At 68.1% G+C, this 26,259-nt stretch carries 23 protein-coding genes; 9 read left to right on the top strand and 14 right to left on the bottom strand.

All coding sequences use genetic code 11. The features are described from left to right. The first annotated feature begins 48 nt into the window (after positions 1-48). The 4 genes from pufL to U1872_RS16510 all read left to right on the top strand — a co-directional run bounded on the left by pufL (position 49) and on the right by U1872_RS16510 (position 4,285). Positions 49-885 (top strand): photosynthetic reaction center subunit L, encoded by an 837-nt coding sequence (pufL, locus tag U1872_RS16495; RefSeq protein WP_332794007.1) that lies wholly within the window; start codon positions 49-51, stop codon positions 883-885. Positions 886-898: 13 nt separating this feature from the next. After that, positions 899-1,873 (top strand): photosynthetic reaction center subunit M, encoded by a 975-nt coding sequence (pufM, locus tag U1872_RS16500; RefSeq protein WP_332794008.1) that lies wholly within the window; start codon positions 899-901, stop codon positions 1,871-1,873. Next, entirely contained in the window at positions 1,870-2,964 is a 1,095-nt protein-coding gene (gene pufC, locus U1872_RS16505) for a photosynthetic reaction center cytochrome PufC (RefSeq protein WP_332794009.1), read from the top strand. Before pufM ends, pufC begins: the two co-directional genes overlap by 4 nt. Before the next feature lie 61 nt (positions 2,965-3,025). After that, a complete protein-coding gene (locus U1872_RS16510) occupies positions 3,026-4,285 on the top strand; it encodes a DUF3422 family protein (protein ID WP_332794010.1) in 1,260 nt (419 codons plus the stop codon). A 202-nt stretch (positions 4,286-4,487) separates the two neighbouring features. On the opposite strand, the gene hemA is transcribed toward U1872_RS16510, so the two are convergent. The 14 genes from hemA to bchF are packed head-to-tail and all read right to left on the bottom strand — an operon-like array spanning position 4,488 to position 20,012. After that, positions 4,488-5,708, bottom strand: coding sequence for a 5-aminolevulinate synthase (gene hemA / locus U1872_RS16515; RefSeq protein WP_332794011.1), 1,221 nt, complete (start codon positions 5,706-5,708; stop codon positions 4,488-4,490). Between the two features lie 12 nt (positions 5,709-5,720). Next, a complete protein-coding gene (gene puhE, locus U1872_RS16520; protein WP_332794012.1) occupies positions 5,721-6,500 on the bottom strand; it encodes a putative photosynthetic complex assembly protein PuhE in 780 nt (259 codons plus the stop codon). Further along, on the bottom strand, positions 6,497-7,573 hold the full coding sequence (gene acsF, locus U1872_RS16525; RefSeq protein WP_332794013.1) for a magnesium-protoporphyrin IX monomethyl ester (oxidative) cyclase: 1,077 nt from the start codon (positions 7,571-7,573) through the stop codon (positions 6,497-6,499). The genes puhE and acsF overlap by 4 nt, the downstream gene beginning before the upstream one ends. Beyond that, positions 7,570-7,866, bottom strand: coding sequence for an O2-dependent cyclase accessory protein (locus tag U1872_RS16530; protein ID WP_332794014.1), 297 nt, complete (start codon positions 7,864-7,866; stop codon positions 7,570-7,572). The genes acsF and U1872_RS16530 overlap by 4 nt, the downstream gene beginning before the upstream one ends. Beyond that, entirely contained in the window at positions 7,866-8,342 is a 477-nt protein-coding gene (gene puhC, locus U1872_RS16535) for a photosynthetic complex assembly protein PuhC (protein WP_332794015.1), read from the bottom strand. Before puhC ends, U1872_RS16530 begins: the two co-directional genes overlap by 1 nt. Further along, positions 8,339-8,989, bottom strand: a complete 651-nt coding sequence (puhB, locus tag U1872_RS16540) for a photosynthetic complex putative assembly protein PuhB (RefSeq protein WP_332794016.1) — start codon at positions 8,987-8,989, stop codon at positions 8,339-8,341. Before puhB ends, puhC begins: the two co-directional genes overlap by 4 nt. Then, complete coding sequence (gene puhA / locus U1872_RS16545) at positions 8,986-9,756, bottom strand: photosynthetic reaction center subunit H (protein WP_332794017.1); 771 nt, start codon at positions 9,754-9,756, stop codon at positions 8,986-8,988. Before puhA ends, puhB begins: the two co-directional genes overlap by 4 nt. Positions 9,757-9,772: 16 nt before the next feature. Next, entirely contained in the window at positions 9,773-11,269 is a 1,497-nt protein-coding gene (locus U1872_RS16550; RefSeq protein ID WP_332794018.1) for a BCD family MFS transporter, read from the bottom strand. Then, positions 11,266-11,952 carry a magnesium protoporphyrin IX methyltransferase gene (gene bchM, locus U1872_RS16555; protein WP_332794019.1) on the bottom strand — a complete coding sequence of 229 codons (687 nt, stop codon included), beginning with the start codon at positions 11,950-11,952 and terminating at the stop codon, positions 11,266-11,268. Before bchM ends, U1872_RS16550 begins: the two co-directional genes overlap by 4 nt. Before the next feature lies 1 nt (position 11,953). After that, positions 11,954-12,844 carry a ferredoxin:protochlorophyllide reductase (ATP-dependent) iron-sulfur ATP-binding protein gene (gene bchL, locus U1872_RS16560; protein ID WP_133191447.1) on the bottom strand — a complete coding sequence of 297 codons (891 nt, stop codon included), beginning with the start codon at positions 12,842-12,844 and terminating at the stop codon, positions 11,954-11,956. A 12-nt stretch (positions 12,845-12,856) separates the two neighbouring features. After that, positions 12,857-16,561, bottom strand: coding sequence for a magnesium chelatase subunit H (locus tag U1872_RS16565; RefSeq protein WP_332794020.1), 3,705 nt, complete (start codon positions 16,559-16,561; stop codon positions 12,857-12,859). Then, the gene (gene bchB / locus U1872_RS16570) at positions 16,551-18,152 is read right to left on the bottom strand and encodes a ferredoxin:protochlorophyllide reductase (ATP-dependent) subunit B (protein WP_332794021.1); all 1,602 of its coding nucleotides are present in this window, start codon (positions 18,150-18,152) and stop codon (positions 16,551-16,553) included. The genes U1872_RS16565 and bchB overlap by 11 nt, the downstream gene beginning before the upstream one ends. A gap of 40 nt (positions 18,153-18,192) precedes the next feature. After that, positions 18,193-19,491, bottom strand: coding sequence for a ferredoxin:protochlorophyllide reductase (ATP-dependent) subunit N (locus U1872_RS16575; RefSeq protein ID WP_332794022.1), 1,299 nt, complete (start codon positions 19,489-19,491; stop codon positions 18,193-18,195). Further along, entirely contained in the window at positions 19,488-20,012 is a 525-nt protein-coding gene (gene bchF / locus U1872_RS16580; RefSeq protein WP_332794023.1) for a 2-vinyl bacteriochlorophyllide hydratase, read from the bottom strand. Before bchF ends, U1872_RS16575 begins: the two co-directional genes overlap by 4 nt. 244 nt (positions 20,013-20,256) lie before the next feature. Here bchF and U1872_RS16585 point away from each other — a divergent pair, with 244 nt between their 5' ends. The 5 genes from U1872_RS16585 (at position 20,257) to U1872_RS16605 (ending at position 26,244) form a co-directional block, all read left to right on the top strand. Next, positions 20,257-21,165, top strand: a complete 909-nt coding sequence (locus U1872_RS16585; RefSeq protein WP_443025400.1) for a cobalamin B12-binding domain-containing protein — start codon at positions 20,257-20,259, stop codon at positions 21,163-21,165. 63 nt (positions 21,166-21,228) lie between these two features. After that, the gene (gene ppsR / locus U1872_RS16590) at positions 21,229-22,683 is read left to right on the top strand and encodes a transcriptional regulator PpsR (protein WP_332794025.1); all 1,455 of its coding nucleotides are present in this window, start codon (positions 21,229-21,231) and stop codon (positions 22,681-22,683) included. 65 nt (positions 22,684-22,748) lie between these two features. Further along, entirely contained in the window at positions 22,749-23,660 is a 912-nt protein-coding gene (gene chlG / locus U1872_RS16595; RefSeq protein WP_332794026.1) for a chlorophyll synthase ChlG, read from the top strand. Next, positions 23,657-24,991, top strand: a complete 1,335-nt coding sequence (locus U1872_RS16600; RefSeq protein WP_332794027.1) for a BCD family MFS transporter — start codon at positions 23,657-23,659, stop codon at positions 24,989-24,991. The genes chlG and U1872_RS16600 overlap by 4 nt, the downstream gene beginning before the upstream one ends. Further along, positions 24,988-26,244: a geranylgeranyl diphosphate reductase gene (locus tag U1872_RS16605; protein WP_332794028.1), complete on the top strand. Its 1,257-nt coding sequence runs from the start codon at positions 24,988-24,990 to the stop codon at positions 26,242-26,244. The genes U1872_RS16600 and U1872_RS16605 overlap by 4 nt, the downstream gene beginning before the upstream one ends. Positions 26,245-26,259 lie beyond the last annotated feature (15 nt).

The raw sequence follows: 26,259 nt of genomic DNA on the forward strand, positions 1-26,259 counted from the left end.
GCGCCCGCCGCAGCGCGATGCTGCGGGGCGGCGATGGAGGATGGCGTCATGGCGCTGCTGAGTTTCGAACGAAAATACCGCGTCCGCGGCGGCACGCTGCTTGGCGGGGACCTTTTCGATTTCTGGGTCGGGCCGTTCTTCGTCGGCTTCTTCGGCGTGACGACCGCGCTTTTCGCCGGGCTCGGCACGGCGTTGATCGTCTATGCCGCTTCGCTCGGGCCGACCTGGAACATCTGGCTGATCAGCATCGCGCCGCCCGACATCCGCTATGGCCTGTCGCTCGCGCCCTTACGCGAAGGCGGCTTCTGGCAGATCATCACGATCTGCGCGGTCGGATCGTTCGTCTCCTGGGCGCTGCGCGAGGTCGAGATCTGTCGCAAGCTCGGCATCGGCTATCACGTCCCGGCGGCCTATGGCGTCGCGATCTTCGCCTATGTCTCGCTCGTCGTGATCCGCCCGATGCTGCTCGGCGCCTGGGGCTTCGGCTTTCCCTACGGCATCTTCAGCCATCTCGATTGGGTGTCGAACACCGGCTACCAATATCTGCATTTCCACTACAATCCCGCGCATATGCTCGCGGTGAGCTTCTTCTTCACGACCACGCTCGCGCTCGCGCTGCATGGTGGCCTGGTGCTGTCGGCGGCCAACCCGCCCAAGGACGGGATCGGCAATGGCGAGGTTCGCTCGCCCGAATATGAGGATGCCTTCTTCCGCGACACGATCGGCTATTCGGTCGGCACGCTCGGCATCCACCGGCTCGGGCTGTTTCTCGCGCTCAGCGCAGGTTTCTGGAGCGCGATCTGCATCATCATCTCGGGGCCGCTGTGGACACGCGGCTGGCCCGAATGGTGGAGCTGGTGGCTCAACCTGCCAATCTGGTCGTGAGGGGAGACGTACCGTGGCAAGCTATCAAAACATCTTTACCCAGGTTCAATTGCGCGGCGCGCCCGAAATGGGGCCGGCACTCGGGCCCTACGATTTCCCGCGGATCGGCAAGCCGGGCTTCTCCTATTGGATGGGCAAGATCGGCAATGCGCAGATCGGGCCGATCTATCTCGGCGGGCTCGGCATCCTCTCGCTCATGTTCGGCTTTCTCGCCTTCGAGGTGGTCGGGCTCAACATGTGGGCGTCGGTCGGCTGGAATCCGATCCAGTTCGTGCGGCAACTGCCGTGGCTGGCGCTTGAGCCACCCGGCCCCGAATATGGCTTCCAGCTGTTCGTGCCGCTGGCAAAAGGCGGCTGGTGGCAGATTGCCGGCTTCTCGATGACGACCTCGGTGCTGCTGTGGTGGCTGCGCACGTTCCGGCGCGCCAAGGCGCTCGGCTTGGGGACGCACGTTCCGTGGGCGTTCGCCAGTGCGATCTGGCTGATGCTGGTGCTCGGCTTCATTCGGCCGATGCTGATGGGCAGCTGGGCAGAGGCCGTGCCGTTCGGGATCTTCCCGCACCTCGATTGGACCGCGGCTTTCTCGATCCGCTACGGCAACCTCTTCTACAACCCGTTCCACTGCCTCTCGATCGTGTTCCTCTATGGCTCGACCCTGCTGTTCGCGATGCACGGCGCGACGATCCTCGCGGTCGGCCGCTACGGCGGCGAACGCGAGCTCGAGCATATCACCGATCGCGGCACTGCGGCCGAACGCGCCGCACTGTTCTGGCGCTGGACGATGGGGTTCAACGCGACCTACGAATCGATTCATCGCTGGGCGTGGTGGTTCGCGGTGCTGACGACGCTGACCGGCGGGATCGGTATCCTGCTGACCGGCACCGTTGTCGACAATTGGTATCTGTGGGCGATCCAGCACGGTTATGCCCCGAATTATCCGGGGACCGGCGTGGTCGATCCCGCGTCGCTTCCGGGAGCATCGCAATGACCGCGCGGCACATCCTCGTGATTGGCGTCGCCCTGGGTGGTTCGCTGCTGCTCGGCGGCTGCGAGTTCGGGCGCAAGGTGAGCCAGCAGACCGGCTATCGCGGCACCGGCGGCGACCAGATCGTTAACGTCGATCGCCTGGCCAAGGCCTCGGCGATCCCCGCACCGCCTTATGCCCTACCCGATGACAGCGGACCGCGCGCACGCGAAACCTATCAGAACGTGAAGGTCCTCGGCGACGTGTCGACCGAACGCTTCAACCATTTGATGGCGGCGATGAACCAATGGGTCGCGCCGCCCGAGCAGGGCTGCAATTACTGCCACAACCCCAACAACATGGCCTCGGACGAGAAATATACCAAGGTCGTGGCGCGGCGGATGTTGCAGATGACGCGGCAGATCAACGGTACCTGGTCGAGCCACGTCAAGCAGACCGGCGTGACCTGCTACACCTGCCACCGCGGCAATGCCGTGCCGGCGTATAAATGGGCGATCGCCGAGGGCGTTGCCGATCCCAATTCGATCGTGCGCAACAAGCATGGCCAGAACACGCCCAACGTCGCGGTCGGCTATGCCTCGCTGCCCTATGATCCGTTCGCGACCTATCTCGACGGCAAGGCGCAGATCCGCGTCGCGGCGAGCAGCCAATATCCCTCGCCGAACCACGTGGTTTCGATCAAGGATGCCGAAAAGACCTACGGCCTGATGATGCACATGAGCACCGCGCTCGGCGTCAACTGCACCTATTGCCACAACACGCAGTCGTTCCGCTCGTGGACGATCAGCCGACCACAGCGCGCGACCGCCTATTACGGCATCCGCATGGTGCGCAACATCAACACCGGCTATATCAGCCCGCTCGCACCGGTCTTCCCGGTCTATCGCAAGGGTCCGCACGGCGACCCGTACAAGGTCAATTGCCAGACCTGCCACCAGGGCCAGTCCAAACCCCTCGGTGGCGTCTCGATGCTGGCGGCGAACCCGACGCTGAAGGCCCCGCCAATGCCGACCGCCGCGCCCGAGGGCGGGGCTGCCGGCGCAGCGGTCCCGGCGGTGCTGGCCAACCCGCAGGCGATGACGCGGCGGCAATGACCGGTCGGCGCTCGCGGCTGGGGGGCTGCGAGCGCCTGTCGCGCCGGGGGAGAGCGAGCCGATGGATGGCCTGAGCTTCCATAACCATCCGCTGCGCGGCGCGCTCGCCGAGGAAATGCACGTCCGGCGCCTGCCGCGCTTTGCCGCACCGTGCCGGCTGATGCAGATCGTCACGGTGCTGGGCGAGGAAGGCGCGGCGGGCGCAGCGGCGCATTTCGAGCGGATAACGCGACACATCGGGACACGCCTTGCCCCCGACACGCGCTACGCGGTGGTCGATTTCGGCACCACCAAGCTCGTGCTCGAGCGGCATACCGAGTTCGCCAGTTATACCTTCTTGATCGAGGGGGCCTTCGACGAGCCGTTCGCGACCGACCTGTTCGATCCGCTGGCGCCCGACATCGCCGCCGACATGCCCGGCGCCGTGATTCGCGCAACGCAGATCGCCGTCTACCCACCAGGGGCCGATCCGCCCAGCGAGGCGCAACTCGATCTGCTGTTTGCACCCGACGCGCTGATCCGTTGCCAGATCGCGGGCGGCAAGGCGACGATGCTGTCGGACTTCCGGCTCAACACCGACGGGTTCGGACGTCTGCTGGTACTCGACCAGGGGCTGCTCCGCGACGAGCCGTCGCAGCTCGTGCTGCGGCTGCAGGAGCTCGGCAATTATCGCAACATGGCGCTGCTCGGACTGCCACTGGCGCAGCGGCTTACCCCCGACGTCTCGCGGCTCGAGGCGCGGCTCGCCGATCTGACGCACGCTGTGTCCGAACGGCGGACGCAGGATGACAGTCTGCTCGACGAATTGACCTATCTCTCGGCCGAACTGGCGCGGATCGTCGCCGAAACACGCTACCGGATGAGCGCGACGCGGGCTTATGCCCAGCTCAGTCTCGATCGGCTCGAGACGCTCGGGATCGGGCGGATCGCGGGCTATCAGACGCTCGCCGATTTCACCGAGCGGCGGCTGACCCCGGCGGTGCGGACCTGCGACAGCTTTTCCGCGCGGCTCGACGACCTCTCGCAGCGTGCCGCCTGGACCAGCGAACTGCTGCGCACGCGGATCGACATCGCGCTCGCCAAGCAGAATCGCGACCTGCTCGAATCGATGAACACCCGCACCCAGCTGCAATTGCGGCTGCAACAGACGGTCGAGGGGCTCTCGGTGGTGGCGATCAGTTACTATGCGGTCGCGCTGATCGGCTATATCGCGGCGCCGGCGCACGCCTGGAAGGAATGGGTGATGGTCGGCGCGGTGCCGCTGGTATTCGGCGCGGCATGGCTGTTTGCGCGGCGGTTGCGGCGGGGGCTCGAAGAGTGACGCGGGCGTCTCCCTGTCGGACGTCTCACGCGTAAATCGGTACCGCTCCGCTAGCCATTGTCATCGCAGGCGCGTCCCGGGGTCTACCGTGCCGCTCTCGCATCAGGCGCCGTGCCGCGCGCAACCGTCGACCCCGGCACGAGGCCGGGGTGACGGAAGACATCTCTCGCGGGACCTGTCTCAGCCGTGCTGCCGGCTCCGCTCACGCCGCCAGCGCACGCCGCGCCAGCGCGCATTGCGACCAGATCTCCGACAGCGCCTCGACCAACCGGTCAACGTCGCCATCGGTGTGCACCGGCGACGGGGTCAGCCGGAGCCGCTCTGTGCCGACGGGAACGGTCGGATAGTTGATCGGCTGGACATAGATGCCATGCTCGGCGAGCAGCCAGTCGCTGATCATCTTGCACTTCTTGGCGTCGCCGACCATCACCGGGATGATGTGGCTGGGATTGTCGATCGTCGGGATGCCGATCGCATCGAGCCGCCGCCGGACCTGCGCGACGCGCGCCTGGTGCTGCGCACGCTCCCAGCTGCTTTGCTTGAGATGGCGGATGCTCGCGGTCGCGCCCGCCGCCAGTGCCGGCGGCAGCGCGGTGGTGAAGATGAAGCCGCTCGCAAAGCTGCGGATGAAATCGCACAAGGCGGCCGATGCGGCGATATAGCCGCCCATCACGCCGAACGCTTTGCCGAGCGTGCCTTCGATCACGGTGATGCGGTCCATCAAGCCGCGCTCCTCGGCGACGCCGCCGCCGCGCGGTCCGTAGAGGCCGACGCCGTGGACTTCGTCGAGATAGGACATCGCGCCATGCTTTTCGCACACGTCGAGAATCTCGGCGATCGGCGCGATGTCGCCGTCCATCGAATAGACGCTCTCGAACGCGACGAGCTTGGGCCGTGCCGGATCGATTTGCGACAGTCGGCGATCGAGATCGGCAGGGTCGCTATGCTTGAAGCGGATGCATTCCGCGCGGCTGTGGCGGATCCCCTCGATCATCGAGGCGTGGTTGAGCTCGTCCGAGAGCACGACGCAATCGGGCAACCGAGCGGCGAGCGTGCCGAGCGCCGCCCAATTCGAGACATAGCCCGAGGTGAACAGCAACGCGGCTTCCTTGCCGTGGAGATCGGCGAGCTCGGCCTCGAGCACGACATGCGCGTGCGTCGTGCCCGAAATGTTGCGCGTGCCACCGGCGCCGGCGCCGCACGCATCGAGCGTGCCGTGCATCGCATCGAGCACCGCACGGTGCTGGCCCATGCCGAGATAATCGTTCGAGCACCAGACGGTGACGTCGCCGACTCCCTGCTCGGTATGATGCTTGGCGCGCGGGAAGCTGCCCGCCTTGCGCTCGAGCTCAGCGAAGATGCGGTAGCGACCGTCTTCCTTCAGCGTATCAAGCTGGACCTGAAAGAATGCCTCATAATCCACGGCCTACTCTCCCTACTCTCTTATAGCGGCTTGTGCCGCCTGGGTCTTTGCGGATGCCCAACGCCACATCTTGGCGTCGCGCAGCGGTAAAACAAGAAAAAGATGCTCGACCAGGCCGAGCGCCGAAAGTCCCGCGAGCAACGTTGCGGTGATGGCGCGCCCGCTCTGCGCCGGCGCGACTTCGGCGACCGTCCACGCCCACCACGCCAGCGCGGCGGTGCCAAGCAGCGAGACCGGGAGCAAAGGGTTGAAGGCGCGCGTGCGGAAATAGCTTTTCAGATAGGCAAGGTGCGCCGGAAAGACCTCGTCGCTGAGGTTGGGCACGCCGAGATACAGGTTGAACTTGGCGCTGAGCCGCAGGCCGAACAGCAAGAGGAAGGTCAGCGGCGCGCTCTGGTTGGGCTGCCCCCAGGTCAAGGCGACGAGCAGCACGGCGGTCAGCGCGATCGCGACCTCGTGATGGATGACCGTCGCGGTGGCGAGCTTGAGCCGCGTCCACCCCGTCGCGCTCGCGGGGCAGGGCATCCGGTTGGGGCCGGCGACGAAGCCCATCAGGAAGCCCATCTCGTGCCAGCCCCAGATCAGGATCGCGGCGGCGAAACCGAGATAGGCGCCCGCCCACGTCGCATCGGCGGCAGACCACCACACCGCCGCGGTCGCGCCGAGCGCCACCACGCCGGCCCCGCGGAAGCTGGCGCGGAACGTGGCCGGCGGCCGGCTGTCGAGCCAGACCACCGCGGCGGTGCCGATGAACCACATCACCAAGGCGAACAGGAGCGGAGGGATCGTCACCAGGCCGGAACCAGCCGCGCCGATTGGGGAATTGCGTTGCGCTTGACCGGGGTCAGATAAAGCCCCGCGAAAGCGATCGCCGCGGCGCCGACCAGCGCGACGCGCTTGACCGCGCCGACCACGCCGCCTTGCGCCCTGGCATCGTCGATGCCGCGCGCGATCCGGCGCATCCGCTCCAGTCCGGCGCGGAACCTCGGCGAATCGGTGTCGAGCACGATCGGGAAGACCTGCCGCGTGATCTCCGAACAGACGGTGTAAACGCGCTGGTCATACTCGGTCGGATCGATCCCGAGCGCCTTGTGGAAGGCCGGGCGGTTGTGATCCCGGACATACATCGTCGCATAGACCGCGACGAGGAAGAAGCGGATCCACAGCCGGTTGTGGCCGCTGAGCAACTTCGGGTCGGTCCGCATCAGGATGGCAAACGCCTCGCCGTGGCGGAACTCGTCGTTGCACCATTCCTCGAACCAGCTGAAGATCGGGTGGAAGCGCCATTCGGGGTGCCGCGCCAGATGGCGGAAGATCGTGATGTAGCGCGCATAGCCGATCTTTTCCGACAGATAGGTCGCATAGAAGATGAATTTCGGCCGGAAATAGGTGTATTTCTTGGTCTTGGTGAGGAAGCTGAGATCGACGCCGATCCCGGCATCCTTGAGCGTATCGTTGATGAAGCCGGCGTGGCGGCTCTCGTCGCGGCTCATCAGGCGGAACAGCGTCTTGATGTCGGGGTTCTGCGCGCGCTTCTGGATTTCGGCATAGAGGATGCAGCCCGAAAATTCGGCGGTGAGCGAACTGACCAGGAAATCGATGAACTCTTCGCGCAGGCCATCGGGCAGGCTCTCGATCACCCCGTCGAACGCGTCGGTGCGGCGGAAGTGGCGGCGATTGGGGTCGGCGACCATCTCGGCGATCAATTGGTCCCACTCGGCGCGGACCGGCGAGACGTCGATCCGGTCGAGCGCGGCGAAATCGGTGGTGTAGAAGCGCGGCGAGAGGACGGTGTCCTGCCGCGCGATGGCGAGCGTATCGGCGGCGGCGACGGGAGCCGCGACGATGGGGGCGATCGCATTCATGACAGTCTCCGATCGGAAAAGCTGACTTCGTACAGTTCGGCCATCTCGAAATGGCCGAGCAGCTTGGTCCACAGCCGCGCGATCGCGCTGGCGCGCTCGACCGTGGCGATCCGCTCGAACACGCGGGCCGAGCCGAAATCGACGTGGATCGGGTCGCCGTGCACGCGCACGCGGTCGCCGGGCTGGATCGCGATCCCGTCGGGCAGCTCGACATGCGCGCACAGGAAGCGATCGCTATGCTCGACCTCGATCCGGCAGGGCGTGTCGAAGCAGGTGCGCTGGAACGGCAGCATCAGCGCGCCGCCTTGGTGTCGAGCAGGGCGGCGAAGGCGGCGCGGTTGGTCGTGCCGAACGCGTCGAGTTCGATCGAGCGGCCGGTCGCGGTATCGGTCAGCGACAATTCGCCATCCTGCCAGCGCGTCAGCTCGAACGGTGGGGCACTGCCGATGCCGTGCATTCGCCGCTCGCGCGCCAGCCCGCGCATCACGCCGCGGATGAAGCCGGTCTCCTGCCCGGGGACGATCGTGCCCGCGACGTCGCCGCTGCCGACGTCGATGATCCGCACGCCGCGGTCGGCCTCGTCGAGAAAGCGCAGCGTGCGGGTCTGCAGCGGCGCGACGTGCGCGGCACTGCGCAGCGCGACCGGGGAGGCGGCCGGCGGGATCTGCGCGATCCGCATCGTCGCGGTGAGGACGAACGCGAAGCCGACCAGCGTTCCCGCCAGGATCAGCGCGCCGCGCGGCAGTTGCTCGCTGTGGGCGTGGCTCATGCTGCCACCGCCTGGCCGAAGCCCGTGACAGGGGGGGTGGCGGACGACGGCCGCGCCACGCTGCCGTTCGGCTGAACCTCGAGACAGGCGCGCCCGATCAGCGCCGCGACCTGCGCCGCATCGGGCAGCGCGCGCAGCATTGGTTGCGCTGCCGCCACATGCCACGGACGGGCGTGTGGCCACAAGGCGAGGAAGCCGAGCCGGCGCTCGCCCGTCAGCGCGAGCGGGATCTCGCCCGAGCCATCGGCATGGACGGCGAGACCGACCGTGCCGATCATCGCGAGTGGCAGGTTGATGCATTTGGGAAAGGCCACGCCGACGCGCAACACGATGCGGCGGTTGGTCAGCGTGTAGAGCGTGGTGCGCGCAGCCCCCCAGGCGAGCGCGCGGAGCAAGCCGACCGCAAGCAGTCCGAACATCGCGGTCAGCGCGACACCCGACAGATCGGCAGGCCCGTGGATACCGCGCATCGCTGCGGCAATCACCGCCCAGGCCGCGAGCGCGCCGAAATAGAGCGTCACGAGCCGCGTATGGTAGGCGCTGCGCGCCAGCGCGCGCCATTGCGGTGCGCCTTGCCACACAATGCGCTCGCCCGGCGGGAGCAGGCCCGGCAAGCCCGGGATCGGTTCGTAATCATGCTCGGTCACAGCAGCGGCTCCTGGCGGGCGGGCGTGGCGTAGAGATAGCCGCCGCCGAAATAGCCGAGCACGCGGTCTTCTTCGTACAGCGTGATCTGGCGGGCGGCGATGCGCGGGGCGTCGGCGAATTGCGCGGCGGTGATCGCGTCGCACAGCACGCGCCCGCGCCGACGATCGATCGTGACCATCATCATCGGCACGAGGATCGCGCCGGCGGCGTTGGCACCGTCGACCGCCAGATAGCGGACCAGCCGGTCGGCGCGGTCGATCCACAATTCGGAGACAGTGCCTGCCGGTCGGCCATCACACCCGAAGATCGGCATGCCGCGCGGGTCGGGATCACGCCTTGCGATCGTGATGTCGAGCGCGTCGCCAAGCGGGACGATGCGCGGGTGGCCTTCCATGTCGATGTCGGGATGCTTGGCGCGGTTGGCGAACGCCGCCGGGCCGACCCCGTCGACCAGCGGGTTGCCGGTCGGCGCATAGGGCGCGCCGGTGAAGCGGTCGGTCTGGCGCGCGGCGATCTGGAAGGGCTCGCGGCCCTTGGTCGGCGTGGTCACCGTGCCGCGGCCGAACGAGAGCTTGAAGGTCTTGGCGAGCGCGGTGTGGAACGGGCCGCCCTCGGATTCGACCCGTCCGGTCAGCTCGTGCTCGAGCGGATAGCCCTCGCGACGATCCTCGCGGCGCAGGTAGAAAACCAGGCAGATGAAGAACAGGACGAAGGCGTAGAAGACGAGCAGTGCGACATCTAGGCCAGGCGTGAGCGTCGGATGCATGGGCTGTCTCCCCTATTCAGGCCGGAAATTCGGCGAGGCCGAAGCGAGTGGTATGGGTCGGTGCGACCGGGCGGACGAGCGGTCCGAGCACGATGAGCGTGGCGAGCAGCAGGATGATCTCGACGCCGTAGACGACGCCGTAGCCGGTCGCGGGGTTGGCGAGCGTTGGACCGAGATCGCGCGCGGCCGCGGCGGCGCTGGTCACGTCGCGGACGATCGCGCCGATCGCGATCGCGGCGCCCGCGCAGGTCGCCTGCACCGCACCCCAGGCGCCGAGCGCGAGCCCGGTGCGGCCATCGAGTTCTGCGCTGTCCGAGATCGCCATTGCCGCGGTCAGCGTGCCGACCGAGAACAATCCGCCGCCAAAGCCGATGATCGTTGCACCGATCGCGAGCAAGGCGGTCGCGTGCAGCGGGGCTGCGAAGATCACGCAAAGGAATGCCGCGATCCCCGCGACGCCGCCAAAGCCCGCCAGCCGGTGCGGCTCGCCGCCATTCGCCAGGCTGCGCGCGGCGAGTGCGAAACCGCTGAGCATGCCGACCGCCCACAAGGCGGTGAGCGAGGTCGTCGCGCCGACCGACAGGCCGAGGATCTGCCCGCCATAAGGTTCGAGCAGTACGTCCTGCATCGAGAAGGCGGCCGATCCAAGCCCTGTAGCGACGAGCAGCCGCATCGTGCGCGGGCGCGCGATGAAAAGCGCCCAGATTTCGCGGAAAGCGGCCGGGCGCTCCTCGGGCACGGTGCCGCCGCGCCGACGCGGTTCCTGCTTCCACAAGGCGGTGATGTTGAGCACCAGCGTCAGCACCGCTGCGCCCTGGACGATCTGGACCAGATGCGTCGGGGTGAAATGATCGAGCAGTCGGCCGATCACGATCGCGCTGACCATCATCCCGAGCAGCAGCATGACATAGAGCAAGGCGACGACCCGCGGCCGGCTTTCGGCTGGCGCAAGATCGGTCGCGAGCGCGAGGCCGGCGGTCTGCGTCGTGTGCATCCCGGCACCGACCATCAGGAAGGCGAGTCCGGCGCCCAACTGTCCGACGATCGTTGGACCCTGGCCGAGCCCGGTCATCACCAGCAATGCGAAGGGAAGCAGCGCGAAGCCGCCGAACTGCAGCAGCGTGCCGAACCAGATATAGGGCACGCGCTTCCAGCCGAGGATCGACTGGTGGTGGTCCGACTTGAAGCCGATCAGCGCGCGCAAGGGAGCAAAGAGCAGGGGCAGCGACACCATCGCCGCGACCGCCCACGACGCCATGCCAAGCTCGACGATCATCACGCGGTTGAGCGTGCCGGTGAGCAACACCGCCGCCATCCCGACCGAAACCTGGAACAGCGACAGCCGTAGCAGTCGGCCGAGCGGGAGTTCGGCGGTTGCGGCATCGGCAAAGGGCAGGAAGCGCGTGCCGAGCTGTCCCCAGAACGCGCCGCTCCGCACGGTCGCGAGCCGACCGGGCTGCACCGCCGCCGCGCGCGGTGCGAGCGAGGCTTTCAAGGCGGCGAGGTTGCTCATGCCGTCAGGACCTCGAGCGCATGGCTGGTATAGAAGCTGGCCGAAATGCGCCGGTCGCGTCCGATCCGGCTCGTCGGGACCGCGTTGGTGATGAGCGTGCGGAGCAGGCGATCGCGCACGGGCAGGATTGCGGGCGAGCGGTCGCTGCGCGGGAACAGCCGTCCCATGCCGAGCATCGCCATCAACAGCGGCGTCTGCGGCGCGAAGGTGAAGACGATCGAGCCGTGCGTGCGCTCGGCAAGCTGCTGGAGGACAGCGACGATATCGAACGCACGGTAGTGGATCAGCGAGTCCATCGCGACGACATGGTCGAAACGTCCGAGCGCGGGATCGAGCAGGTCGCCGACGCGCCAGTCGATCGCCAGATGCGCCGGTGCGCGGTCGCGGGCGATCTGGACGAGGCTGCCCGCGACGTCGATCGCCACCACCTGCGCGCCGCGCTCGGCCGCCGCCACCGCGAGCGCCCCGGTGCCGCAGCCGGCATCGAGCAGACGAAGTCCGGTCATGTCGGCGGGCAGCCACGACAGCAGCGTGTCGCGCATCGCGGTGCGCCCGGCGCGCACCGTCGCGCGGATCCCGCTGACCGGCGCGTCCGACGTGAGCTGCTCCCACGCCTTGGCTGCGGTGCGATCGAAATAGGTTTCGAGATTGCCGCGGTAGTGGGTGTAGCTCGCCGTGCTCATCTCATTCGAACCCCAGGAATTCGAAGATCTCGCGATCCTTCATCGGCTGCGCGTCGAGCGGTTCGCAGCCCGCCCACATCTGCGCGGCGAGCCGCTTATATTCGAGGCAGGCGGCGTCGACCTCGGGGGTCGAGTCCATCTCGAACAGCGTGCATTTCTTGAGCCGCGAGCGCCGGATCGCGTCGAGATCGGGGAAATGTGCGAGCCGCTTCAACCCCGTGGCCGCGTTGAACCGGTCGATCTCGTCGGTCGCGGCCGAGCGGTTGGCGATGACGCCCGCCATCCGCACGTCGTAATTCTTGGCCTTGGCCTTGATCGCCGCGACGATGCGATTCATCGCGAAGATGCTGTCGAAATCGTTCGCCGCCACCACGACGGCGCGTTCGGCATGCTGCAGCGGGGCGGCGAACCCGCCGCACACCACGTCGCCGAGCACGTCGAAGATCACCACGTCGGTTTCCTCGAGCAGATGGTGCTGCTTGAGCAACTTGACCGTCTGCCCGACGACATAGCCGCCGCACCCGGTGCCGGCCGGCGGCCCGCCCGCCTCGACGCACATCACGCCGTTATAGCCCTCGAACATGTAATCCTCGGGCCGTAATTCCTCGGCGTGGAATTCGACCGTCTCGAGCACGTCGATCACCGTCGGCATCAGCTTCTTGGTCAGCGTGAAGGTGCTGTCATGCTTGGGGTCGCAGCCGATCTGCAACACGCGTTTGCCGAGCAGCGAGAAGGCGGCGGAGAGGTTGGACGAGGTGGTCGACTTGCCGATCCCGCCCTTGCCGTACACCGCGAACACCTTCGCGTTGCCGATCCGGTCATTGGGGTCGAGTCCGACCTGGAGCGAGCCTTCGCCGTCCAAGCCGCGAATAGGGGGATCGAGCAGAGCCATGCGTAAATTCCTTTATGCCGCCACCGCAACGATGCCTTCGAGACGATCCTCGAGTTCATCGCTGGCGGCATGGAGTGCGGCGAGCGTCGCCGCGTCGGGAGTCCAGTAGTTGCGTTCGGAAGCTTCGATCAGCCGGTTTGCGACACGCGCCGAAGCCTTGGGATTGAGGGCGGCGATCCGCTCGCGCATCTCGGGGTCGAGCACATAGGTTTCGCTGATGCGTTGGTAGACCCACGGATCGACCTCGCCGGTCGTTGCCGACCAGCCCATTGTCGTGGTGACGCTGCCCTCGATCTGGCGGACGCCTTCATAGCCGTGGCGGAGCAGCCCTTCGGTCCAGACGGGGTTGAGCACGCGCGTCCGCGTCTCGAGCGCGACTTGCTCCTGCAAGGACCGCACCTTGCCGGTCCCTTGCGTCTGGTCGCCGATATAGACCGGCGCGGTCTGGCCGCCCTTGGCGCGCGTCACCGCCCGGCTGATCCCGCCGAGCGTGTCGACATATTGGTCGATGCTGGTGATGCCGAGCTCGACGCTCTCGAGGTTCTGATACGCGCAGTCGACCGTCTGGAGTGCGGCCTTGAGCACGTCCGGCTGGCGCACCGGCGCGCCCTTTACGCCGTAAGCATAGCCCTTCTGCCGTTCGAAACTGTCGGCGAGCTCGTCGGGGTCGGTCCATGCGCCGGTGTCGATCATCAGATTGACGTTGGCGCCATATGCTCCTTCGGCGTTCGAAAAGACGCGCAGGGCCGCGGTCTCGAGGTCGCAGCCCTGCGCCGCGGCATGCGCACGCGCATGCCGACGGACGAAATTGTGGCTCTCGGGCTCGTCGGCTTCCGCCGCGAGCAAGGCGGCTTGCGCGAGCATCCGGGTCTGGAGCGGCAGCAGGTCGCGGAACACCCCCGAAAGCGTGACGACGACGTCGATCCGCGGCCGCCCCAGTTCCTCGAGCGGGACGAGTTCGGCGCCCGCAAGCCGGTTGTAGCTGTCGAACCGCGGCCGCGCGCCGAGCAAAGCGAGCGCCTGCGCGATCTGCGCGCCCTCGCTCTTGAGATTGTCGGTGCCCCACAGCACCATCGCCACCGTTTCGGGCAGGCGCCCGGCGTCCGCGAGGCTGCGTTCGATCAGCCGCTGCGCCTGCGCCGCGCCGTCCCGCACGGCGAATGCCGAGGGGATGCGGAACGGGTCGAAGCCGTGGATGTTGCGACCGGTCGGCAGGATTTCAGGGGAGCGCAACAGGTCACCGCCGGTGACCGGGTGGATGTAACGCCCGTCGAGCGCGGCGACGATTCCGTCGATCTCGCCATTGCGCGACAAGGCCCGGTCGAGCGCGGCCATGTCTTTCAGCAACGGCGTGTCGGGGGTGATCGCGCCGTCGACCAACGCAACGATCAGCGCGTGCGGCAGCTTCTCACCGCGCGCGTCGGACGATGCGGCGATCATCGCGATCCGCTCCTCGCGGCTCGCCGCCTCGCCCGCGATATGCAGGCCTTGCGGGATCAGTTCGCGCTCGATTTCGTAGAGTCGGGCGGCGAGCTCGGCGATCCACCCGGCTTCCTGCGCCGGCGCGCAGGCGAGGTCGAGCTCGCTTGCCTGATCACGGATCAGCTCGGCGAGGTCGCGCGCCTCGTCGCTCTCCGGCACCGCGACGCGCCACCGCTCGACCGATGCCTTGAGGGCAGCAAGCCCCTTGTACACGCCGGCATTGGTCAGCGCAGGGGTCAGGTACGACACCAGGGTCGCGCCCGACCGGCGCTTGGCGAGCACGCCCTCGGACGGGTTGTTGGCGGCATAGAGATAGATGTTGGGCAGATCGCCGATCAGCCGGTCTGGCCAACACGTCGCACTCAGCCCGCTCTGCTTGCCCGGCATGAATTCGAGACTGCCGTGCGTCCCGAAATGCAGCACTGCGTGCGCCCGGAAATCCTCGCGCAGCCAGCGGTAGAAGGCCGCGAAAGCGTGCGTCGGCGCGAACCGGCCGGCGAACAGCAGACGCATCGGATCGCCTTCGTAGCCGAGCGCGGGTTGCAGGCCGACGAAGACGTTGCCGAACTGCCGGCCGAGGATCTGCACCGCCGTGCCATCCGATTGCAGCTTGCCCGGCGCCGGCCCCCAACTCGCCTCGATCTCGTCGAGCCACGTCTCGCGCGCGACGATCGTGTCCGCGCTGACCCGCGCATGGACGTTGGCCTCGCTGCCGAAGCGCGCGGCATTGCCGCCGAGGATCGCCTCGCGCAGCGCATCGACGTCGGCGGGCAGCTCGACCTGATAGCCCTCGCGCGCGAGCCGGTGCAGCGTCGCGTGGAGCGAGGCGAACACGCTGAGGAACTGCGCGGTGCCGGCAGCCCCGGCGTTGGGCGGAAAGTTGAACAGCACGACGGCGACGCGCTTTTCGGCATTCTCGGCGCGGCGCAGCGCGATCAGGCCGGCGACCCGCGCGGCGAGCATGTCGGCGCGCTCGCCGCAGCTGTGCATCGCGCGGACTTCGCTGGTCGCGGGGAAGGTGCAGCCGCGCGCGCATCCGGTGCAGGGCGCATCCGACCCGTCCGAGCGCCCGCCGAACACCATCGGCACGGTGCCGCCGTCGAGCTCGGGGATCGCGATCATCATCGTCGATTCAAGCGGGAGCAGCCCCTGACGGTTCGCGCCCCAAGCCTGCAGCGTCTGGAATTCAACCGGGTGCGCGGCGATGTACGGCCGGTCGAGTCGCGCGAGAATCTCCTCGGCGGCGGCGGCGTCGTTATAGGCCGGGCCGCCGACCAGGCTGAACCCAGTGAGGTTGATCACGGCATCGACGGTCGCGACGCCGTCGCGCAGGAACAGCGCCTCGATCGCCGGCCGGCCGTCGAGCCCGCCGGCAAAGGCCGGGATCACGTCGAGCCCGCGTGCCTCGAGCGCGGCGATCACGCCGTCATAATGGCCGGCATCGTTGGCCAGTACATAGGAGCGCAGCATCAGCAGCCCGACCGTGCCGACCGCGCCGCGGCGGCGTGGCAGTTCGGTCGCGGTGGCGGCGATCCGGCCGGGCAGCGCTGGGTGATAGACCCCGACCTCGGGATAGTCGCGCGGAGCGTGCGGCTTCATCGTCCCGCGCATCGCGAGGCGCGGGCCGGCGGCATAGCGATCGACCAGCGCGCGGACCATGTCGACGACATTGTCGTCCGATGCGGCGAGCCAATATTGCATCGTCAGGAAATAGGCGCGGACGTCCTGCGCGGTGCCGGGGACGAACTTGAGCAATTTCGGCAGCCGCCGCAGCACCGCCATCTGCCCCGCACCCGAACTTGCCCCGGTCTTGTTGGTGCCGCGCAATTTCTTGATCAGCGCGAGCATGCCCGAGGCGGGCTTGTCCATGCGATAGTCGCCCATCCGCGTGAGCTTGACCACGTCGCCCGCCGACATCAGCCCGATCATCGCGTCGCATTGCTCGCGACGCGCCTGCAAGTCCGGCAGCACCGCGCGGATATGATCCTCGAGGAACAGCATCGTCACCAGCACCACGTCGCCGCGCGCGATGTCGGCGCGGGCCGCTTCGAGGCTCGCGGGCTTTTCCTCCCAGTCGGCGGCGGCGTGGAAGCCGATCGTCACGCCGGGATTTTCGCGCGCGAGCCGCACCTGCGCGCGCTGCACCGCGCCCGACAGATGATTGTCGAGCGTGATGATCACCACGCGGACCGCGGGGGCGTCGCTCTGGGCGGGCAGGGGTGCGCTAGCGGGCATAATGCGCCTTTGCGTCGTAGAGCGTGTCGAGCGTGATCGCGGCGATGCCTTGCTCGGCGGCATAGCGCTCGGTGTTGCGGCGTGCCTTGCCGCGCACGAAGAACGGGATCTTCAGCAGCTCGCGCTCGGCCTCTTGGGACCAGCCCTGCTGATCCGCCGCGATCGGCGAATGGTGGAGGGGGGCTTCCGCGGGCGTGGCGCTGCTGAGCGCGCCCGCTTGATCGACGTCGCCGGTCTGCTCGGCGGTCGCGGGGACGATCGGCGCCGATCCATGCCCCAGATGGCTCGCGCCGGCCTGGTCCGAAAACTCGAAATCGTCGCGGAACATCGTCAGCAGATGTTCCTCCAGCCCCATCACCAGTGGATGCACCCAGGTGTCGAACAGCACGTTGGCGCCCTCGAACCCCATTTGCGGTGAGTAGCGCGCCGGGAAATCCTGGACGTGGACCGGCGCCGAGATCACCGCGCACGGAATGCGCAGCCGCTTGGCGATGTGCCGCTCCATCTGCGTGCCGAGCACGAGCTCGGGCTGAAGCGTGGCGATCGCGTCCTCGACCGCGAGATAGTCGTCGGTGATCAGCGGCTCGAGCCCATAGAGCTTGGCAGCGTCGCGCATCTCGCGCGCGAATTCGCGATTGTAGCAGCCGAGCCCGACGACCTCGAACCCGAACTCGTCGCGCGCCACGCGCGCGGCGGCGACGGCGTGGCTGGCATCACCGAAGATGAAGACGCGCTTGCCGGTGAGATAGGTCGAGTCGACCGACCGGCTCCACCACGGCAGCCGCGACGTGTCGAGCGCGGCGGCGGGATCGACACCGGCAAGCGCCGCGACCTCGGCGATGAAGTCGCGCGTCGCGCCGTGGCCGATCGGCACCGTCCGGACGGTCTTCTGGCCATGCGTGCGTTCGAGCCAGCGGCAGGCCGTGTCGGCGATCTCGGGATAGAGGCTGATGTTGAAATCGGCGTCGGGGATCCGGGCCAGGTCGGCCGGTGTCGCGCCGAGCGGGGCGACGACGTTGACGGCAATGCCGAGCGTTTCGAGCAGCCGGGTGATCTCGACGACGTCGTCGCGGTGGCGGAAACCGAGCGCGGTCGGGCCGAGGAGATTGGCGGACGGGCGCTTCGTCGTCGCCGGGGCAGCGTGCTCGCGCGCCGGACACATCGCCCGCACCAATTGGTAGAAGGTCTCTGCCGCGCCCCAATTTTCCTTGCGCTGGTAGCTCGGCAGTTCGAGCGCGATCACTGGAATCGGCAGCCGCAGCGCGGAGGCGAGCCCGGATGGATCGTCCTGGATCAGTTCGGCGGTGCACGACGCGCCGACCAGCAGCGCCTGCGGGGCGAAGCGCTCGATCGCATCGCGCACCGCAGTCTGGAACAGCGCGGCCGTGTCCTTGCCGAGATCGCGCGCCTGGAAGGTCGTGTAGGTGACCGGCGGGCGCTTGCCGCGGCGCTCGATCATCGTGAACAGCAGGTCGGCATAGGTGTCGCCCTGCGGCGCGTGGAGGACATAGTGCACCCCCTCCATCGCGGTCGCGATCCGCATCGCGCCGACATGCGGCGGGCCTTCATAGGTCCAGACGGTCAGCTGCATCGCAGCCCCCGGTCGAGCGGAGCGAGAGCGGACACGGACGTCATACCTTCAACACGTCGCGCCGCCGCAGCGGACGCGCGAACAGGTCGGCGAGGTCGCCCGCCTGGTCGAAGCCGTGGATCGGCGAGAAGACCAGCTCGATCGCCCACTTGGTCGTCAGCCCCTCCGCCTCGAGCGGATTGGCGAGGCCGAGCCCGCAAACGGTGAGGTCGGGCCGTGCCGTGCGCACCCGGTCGAGCTGACGGTCGACATCCTGTCCCTCGCTGATCACCGTCGCGGCGGGGAGCAACGCCAGTTCCTGCGCCATATGCGCGCGGTGGAGGTATGGCGTGCCGACTTCGAGCGGCACCATCCCGAGTTCCTGCGCGAGAAACCGCGCCAGCGGCAGTTCCAGTTGCGAATCGGGGAGGAAGAAGATCGTCTTGCCCTCCAGCCGCTCGCGGGCGTGCGCGATCGCGCGCTTGGCCCGTTCGCGGCCGGGCGCGATCACCGCGCGGAAATGCATTTCGTCGATCCCGAAAGCCGTTGCGGCGGCATGCAGCCAGGCGCTCGTCCCTTCGGCCCCAAACGGGAACAGCGCGTCCAGTCGAACCGCGCCGCGATCTTCCAGCGCGCGCGCCGTCTCGCCGAGGAACGGCTGCGCCAGCAGGTAGCGGGTGTTGGGCCCGACCGGCGGCATCGCGCCCGCGCGGCGGGCGGGGAAGCTGCGCACCGTGGCGATGCCGAGCTGCGCGAACAGCCGGAGGAACTGGTCCTCGACCACGTCGGGCAACGCGCCGACGATCATCAGCTCCGGCGCCGCGCCCGGCGCGGTCGCGGCGAGTTCGGGCACCAGCGCGGCGAGGCAGGCATCCTCGCCTTCGGTGAAGGTCGTCTCGATCCCGCTGCCCGAATAGTTGAGCACGCGAGTCGCGCCGGCGTGCTTTGTCGACAGCCGCTGCGCCGCGCGCGACAGGTCGAGCTTGATCACCTCGGAAGGGCAGGAGCCGACGAGGAACAGCAGCTTGATGTCGGGGCGGCGGGCGAGCAGTCGGTCGACGACGCGATCGAGCTCGGCATTGCAATCGACCATCCCTGCGAGGTCGCGCTCCTCGATGATCGCCGTTGCAAAGCGCGGCTCGGCGAACACCATCACGCCGGCCGCCGATTGCAGCAGATGCGCGCAGGTGCGCGAGCCGACGACGAGGAAGAACGCGTCCTGCACCTTGCGATGCAGCCAGATGATCCCGGTCAGACCGCAAAACACCTCGCGCTGGCCGCGTTCGCGCAGCACCGACGCCCGCTGGGCCGGGGCGCAGTCGCCGCCTGCCGGAAGGGCGATGGGGAGTGCCTGGCTCATGCCGCCACCGCCTGCTGCGGCGCGATTCCGCCGAGTCGCGCCGCGCGCAGCTTGAGCAGGAACTGCGTCGCGTTGACGACGTAGGTCGCATAAGCGGCGAGCGCGAGCAGCATCCGCTCGCGTTCGGTGCCGATCCCGCCGAGCAGCATCACCAGATAGGCGCTGTGCAGCGCGAGCACGACGAAGCTGAACACGTCCTCCCAGAAGAAGGCATCGGCGAACAGCCATTTGTCGAACACGACCTTTTCCCAGATCGAGCCGGTGATCATGATCGTGTACAAGGCGAGCGTCTTGACCACGATCGACACCGTCGCGGCAAACGCGCCCTCTCCATTCACCAGATAGCGCAGCACGAGCACCGCGCTGACCACGAAGGCGACGAATTGGACGGGTGCGAGGATGCCTTGGACCAGGGTCCAGCGCGTCGCGTCGCGGCGAACCCGCTGTTCGGCGGTGTAGAGCCCAACCCGCTGCGACCGAGGCGCCCGTCCGGACGTCGCGGCACCCGTGGGCTGCGTCATCGATGTCCCGGATAGGGTGCTGGTTTGCATGGATCGGGTCCGCCTCTCTAACCCAAAGACTAAAACCCGACGGCCCAAAGTGTCAACATCATTTGACGTCCAAATAAATTGACACATGCTGCGGTGCGGGATCGATTGCGCGTTGCCAGCGGGAAAAGACAGGCATACGATGCGAGTCGCCGGACCCGCCAAACGTGGCTGCCCGACCGCTATCGCGTGTTCAACCAGACCGGGGAGGGTCGGGATGGCTTCGGTGATCAGGACTGCACAGTTTGGCCGATCAGGGAGCGCTCATTCCGATTGCGACCATCCCGCCGACCGCAGATACAACGACCGTCAGCAGGATTTCCTGAAGCGTGCCGAGGCCGATCCTGCGCGGTCGCTCAACCAGCTGATCGAACGCGAGATCATCCCGCGGCTGCTCGTGGCGCATGGCGCCGGGCCGCATCCCCCGCTCCAGATCGCGTCGAGCGATGGTGTCTCCGCGGCGGAAGTGGCGGCGTTCGCGCCGCTGACGCTGCAGGTCGAGGCTGATGAACTGCTCGATCATGTCGAGACGTTGATCGCCCGCGGCGTCTCGCTCGAGACGGTGCTGGTCGATCTGCTCGCGCCCGCCGCGCGCATGCTCGGGCACTTCTGGGAGGACGATCGCTGCGACTTCGTCGACGTGACGATGGGACTGTGGCGGTTGCAGGAAGTGGTTCACGAGCTTTCGGGGCGCGCGACGCATGACGCGCATCGGCTCGGTCAGGCGCGCCGGGCGCTGTTCGCGTCGCTCGACGGCGACCAGCACAGCTTCGGGACGGTCGTGGTCGATGAACTGTTCTGCGCCAATGGCTGGGCGACCGATCGCCTCGACCAGGCGACCACCGCCGATCTTCTCGAGCGCGTTCGCGACCAGTGGTTCGATCTCGCCGGATTGACGATAACGCTCGACTACCATATCGCGCCCTTGCCTTCGATCGTCCGCGCCATCCGGGCATCCTCCAGAAACCCCCAGATCCGGGTGATGGTCGGTGGACGCGCGCTGTCGTCGGATGCAGGTCTCGCCGCGGCGTCCGGGGCGGATGGGACAGCCCCGGACGCACGGGTCGCGGTGCGCGTTGCCGGGGAATTGGTCGACGCGGTCGCTCGGATGGGGGGTCGTCCTTGACCAGCTGATCGCTTTTGAGTCACGCGGGGGCGGTGCGGCCCGCGGGACGTAGGATTTCAGGATATGAACGGTTCGTCGATGAACGATCGTGCCACGCCCCTTGCACCCAATGCCTTCTCCGATCCCGATGCGGTGGCAAGCACACTCGCGCCGCGCGTCGCGGCTTCGCTGCTCGCCTCGGTCGGTGACATCGCGCTGGTCGTCAGTGCCGACGGTACGATTCGCGACCTCGCCATTCCCAATGCCGAACTCGCGGTGCAGGGCTTTGGTACCTGGGCCGGCAAGCGCTGGAGCGAGACGGTCTCGGGCGAGAGCGTGGCGAAGATCGAGTCGATGTTGCGCGATGCCGCCGCTGGCGCGCAGGCGCGCTGGCGCCAGGTCAATCATCCGGCGGCGAGTGGCGAGGTGCCGATCCGCTATCTCGTAACCCGGATCGGCGCCGATGGCACGGTGATGGCGATCGGTCGCGACATGCGCGCCACCGCCGCGCTCCAGCAGCGCCTGCTCCAGACGCAGCAATCGCTCGAGCGCGACTATATCAAGCTGCGCCAGGCCGAGGCGCGCTATCGCCTGCTGTTCGATCTCGGCACCGAGCCGGTGCTGATCGTCGATGCCGCGACCCGCCGGATCCGCGAGATCAACCCGGCCGCACTGCGGCTGCTCGGCGTTACTGACGGTGCGCTCGCCGACCAGCCGGTCGGCGTGATCGTCGCGGAGGAGGATCGCGAGACCTTCATCGCGCATCTCGGCGCGGCGAGTGCGAGCGATGAGCTTCCGCCGGTCGTCGTGCGGCTGGCGGGCCCTGCGGGCACCGTCGGCACGGTCGAGATGTCAGCGCGACTGTTCCGCCAGGGCCGCGCGCCGCTGCTGCTGGTGCGGATCCCGGCGAGCGCCCCGATCGTCCCCGCGGCGGTGCATGGCGACACGATGGACGAGGTGATCGAGCATATGCCCGATGCCTTCGTGCTGGTCGATGCCGCGCTCGACGTCCTCGTCGCCAATGCCGCGTTCGTCGAATTGGCGGGTGCGGCATCGGTCGATCGCGTGACCGGATCGCCGCTCGCGACCTGGCTCGGGCGACCCGGCATCGATCTCGAGCTGATCCTGGGCCAGCTGCGCGAACATGGGGTGGTGCGCAACGTCGCGACGATTCTGCGCGGGGCGGCTGGCGCGCAGGAGGAGGTCGAGGTGTCGGGCGTCGTCGCGCCGCATGGCGACACACGCTGCTACGGTTTCACGATCCGCAACGTCGGGCGGCGACTGCGCACCACGCCAACCGCCGAGCGTGATCTGCCGCGCTCGGTCGAGCAGCTCACCGAGCTGGTCGGGCGGATGTCGTTGAAGGAAATCGTGCGCGAATCGACCGATCTGATCGAGCGACTCTGCATCGAGGCGGCGCTGGCCTACACCTCTGACAACCGCGCATCGGCCGCCGAGATTCTCGGCGTCAGCCGGCAAAGCCTCTACTCGAAACTGCACCGCCACGGTCTCGGTAATCTGGTGTCTGGGGACAGCTGAAAAGATTTGCCGCCAAAGTGTCAAAGGAAATTGACGCTTCGAAATGTCCAGCCTAGCATTGGTCCATGGCACGCGCGACGACTCCTCCGCTCGCTTCGGTCCCGGTCCCCCGGGCTCGCGACGTGCTCGAACTGCTCAAGCCGATCACCTGGTTTCCGCCGATCTGGGCGTTTCTGTGCGGCGTCGTGTCGGCGGGCGTTCCGGTGGCGAGCCGTTGGCCGTTCCTGGTTGCGGGCGTGCTGCTCGTCGGTCCGCTCGTGTGTGGCACCAGCCAGGCGGTCAACGATTGGTTCGATCGCCATGTCGATGCGATCAATCAACCCGAGCGGCCGATTCCCTCTGGGCGCATCGCCGGGGCGTGGGGCCTGTGGATCGCGATCGTCGGCACGCTGATCGCGCTCGCGGTCGCGGCGGCGACGGGGTTCTGGGTGCTGGTCGCGTCGAGCGTCGGGCTGGCCTTCGCTTGGGCGTATAGCGCGCCGCCGTTCCGCCTGAAGGTCAGCGGTGTGTGGGGCCCGGCCGCGGTCGCGCTGACCTATGAAGGGCTGACCTGGTTCACCGGCGCGAGCGTGATGGCAGGCGGTCTGCCGCCGGCGCCGGTGCTGATCATCCTGACGCTGTACAGCGCGGGTGCCTTCGGGATCATGACGCTCAACGATTTCAAGGCGGTCGAAGGGGATCGCGCGATGGGGATTCGCTCGTTGCCCGCGACGCTCGGCGTCGGCCCGGCGGCGCGGCTCGCCTGCTGGGTGATGGCGGTGCCGCAGGCGGTGGTGATCGCCTTGCTCTGGCAGTGGGGCCATCCGATCGTCGCGGGGATCGTCGCGCTGTTGCTGCTCGGCCAGCTCGGCTTGATGCGGCGGCTGCTCAGCGATCCGCTTCGCCATACCCCGTGGTACAATGCGACCGGGACCAGCCTGTACGTTTTCGGCATGCTGGCGTCGGCGATCGGGCTCAGCGGGGTATTCGGGCTATGACCGCGCGACCGCTCGGCTGGATCGCGATCGCCCGACTCGGGCTCGTACAAAGCGCGATCGGCGCGATCGTGATGCTGGCGACGTCGCTGCTCAATCGCGTGATGGTGGTCGAATATGCGCTTCCCGCTGCGGTGCCCGCTGGCCTGGTTGCGTGGCATTATGCGGTGCAGCTCGCACGGCCCGCCTGGGGACATGGCTCCGACAGCGGCCGGCGGCGCACGCCGTGGATCATCGGCGGCATGATGCTGCTCGCGGGTGGCGCGGTGCTGGCGGTGTACGCTGTCGGAATGCTGGCCGAAGCGCGCTTCGCAGGCGTCGCGCTGGCGGTCGTCGCTTTTTCGTTGATCGGTGCCGGGGTCGGCGCAGCGGGAACGTCGCTGCTCGCCTTGCTCGCGACGCGCGTCGCGCCGGCGCGGCGAGCGGCGGCGGCATCGCTGACGTGGATCATGATGGTCGCCGGGATCGTGCTGTCGGCGGGCGTTGCCGGCGCGCTGGTCGATCCCTTCTCCTATCCGCGGCTGGTGGCGGTGGTCGGCGGCGTCGCCGGTACCGCCTTGGTGATCGCGGTGCTGGCGGTATGGGGCGTCGAGCGCCGCGGTCCGCTGTCGGTCGTGCCCGCCGTGCCATCGGTCGCGCCCGCCTTCATGCCGGCGCTGGTCACGCTGTGGGCCGATCCGCCGGCGCGCCGTTTCACGATCTTCGTGTTCGTCTCGATGCTCGCTTATGCGATGCAGGATCTGATCCTCGAACCCTTCACCGGATTGCGCTTCGCCCTGACACCGGGGCAGTCGACGCAGGTTTCGAGCGTCCAGCATGGCGGCGTGTTGCTCGGGATGGTGCTGGTCGGTATCGGCGGCAGCGCCTTCGGGCAGCGCGCCGGCGCTGGTGCGACACCGGGGCGGTCCGACCGGCTGGTGCGCTGGATCGTCGCCGGGTGCGTCGGCTCGGCGCTGGCGTTGAGCGGATTGGTGCTGGCGGCCCGCGTCGGGCCGGGCTGGCCGATCCTCGCCAACGTCTTTGCGCTGGGCTTTGCCAACGGGATCTTCGCCGTCGCCGCGATCGGCGCGATGATGGCGCTCGCCGGTGCCGAGGGCGATGCGCATGCCGGGTTGCGGATGGGGGTTTGGGGCGCGGCGCAGGCGATCGCTTTCGGACTCGGCGGGTTGACTGGTGCGGTCGCGGTCGATGTCGCGCGGGCGGTGACAGGGTCGATCCCCGAAAGCTTCATGCTCGTCTTCACCGCCGAGGCGCTGCTGTTCCTCATCGCGGCGGCCTTGTCGCTACGTGCGGCGCCGCGCGCGATCCGCCTCGGTCGCGCGGTGATGGCATGATCCCGTCGATCGCACCCGGATCGCCGCTCCAGCCGCAGCGTGGGAGCGAGCCCGGCGCCGAGACCTCCCTCGACGGGGTGTTCGATTGCGTCGTCGTCGGCGGCGGGCCGGCCGGCGCGACCGCGGCGAACGACCTGGCGCGGGCCGGGCACCGCGTACTGCTGCTCGACCGTGCCGGGCGGATCAAGCCGTGCGGCGGTGCGATCCCCCCGCGCGCGATCGCCGATTTCGAGATTCCCGACCATCTGCTCGTCGCCAAGGCGCGCGCGGCGCGGATGATCGCACCGTCGGCCAAGGCGGTCGACATGCCGGTCGGCGACGGCTTCGTCGGGATGGTCGATCGCGCCCCGTTCGACGAATGGCTGCGCGAGCGTGCCGCGGCGGCGGGGGCGGAGCGCCGCACCGGCAGCTTCGAGCGAATCGACCGCGATTCGCGCGGCCGCGCGGTGATCGTCTATCGCGCGGCGCGCGGTGCGGCCGAACAGCGCGTCACGGCGCGCTGCGTGATCGGCGCCGATGGCGCGCGATCGGGCGTGGCCCGCGCCGCGTTGCCCGGCGGCGGCGTAGTGCCGTGCGTCTATGCCTATCACGAGATCGTCGCCGCGCCGCCGGCAGGCGCGGACGGTTTCGACCCATCGCGCTGCGACGTCTTCTACCAGGGTAAGCATTCGCCCGATTTCTATGCCTGGGTGTTCCCGCACGGCGACACGGCAAGCATTGGGGTCGGCAGCGCGCAGAAGGGATTCGCGCTGCGCGAATCGGTCGCCGGGCTGCGGGCGCAGATCGGGCTCGACCACTGCGCGACGCTGCGCTGCGAAGGCGCGCCGATCCCGCTCAAGCCGCTCAAGCGCTGGGACAATGGCCGCGACGTGCTGGTCGCGGGCGATGCCGCAGGCGTCGTCGCGCCGGCGTCGGGCGAGGGCATCTATTATGCGATGGCGGGCGGGCGCCACGCCGCCGAGGCGGTCACGCTGTTCCTCGCGACGGGCAAGGCGTCTGCGCTCAGGCTCGCGCGCAAGCGCTTCATGCGCGCGCATGGCCGCGTCTTCCTGATCCTCGGGATCATGCAATATTTCTGGTATGCCAGCGACAAACGCCGCGAACGCTTCGTCAAGATTTGCGAGGATCCCGACGTCCAGCGGCTGACGTGGGACGCCTATATGAACAAGCGCCTGGTGCGCTCCAAGCCGGTCGCGCACGTCCGCATCTTCCTCAAGGACATGCGGCACCTGCTCGGGCTGGCGCCGGCATGAAGCTGGGCGCGCCGC

It is taken from the genome of Parasphingomonas frigoris, from assembly GCF_036663815.1.
GTDB lineage: Bacteria > Pseudomonadota > Alphaproteobacteria > Sphingomonadales > Sphingomonadaceae > Sphingomonas.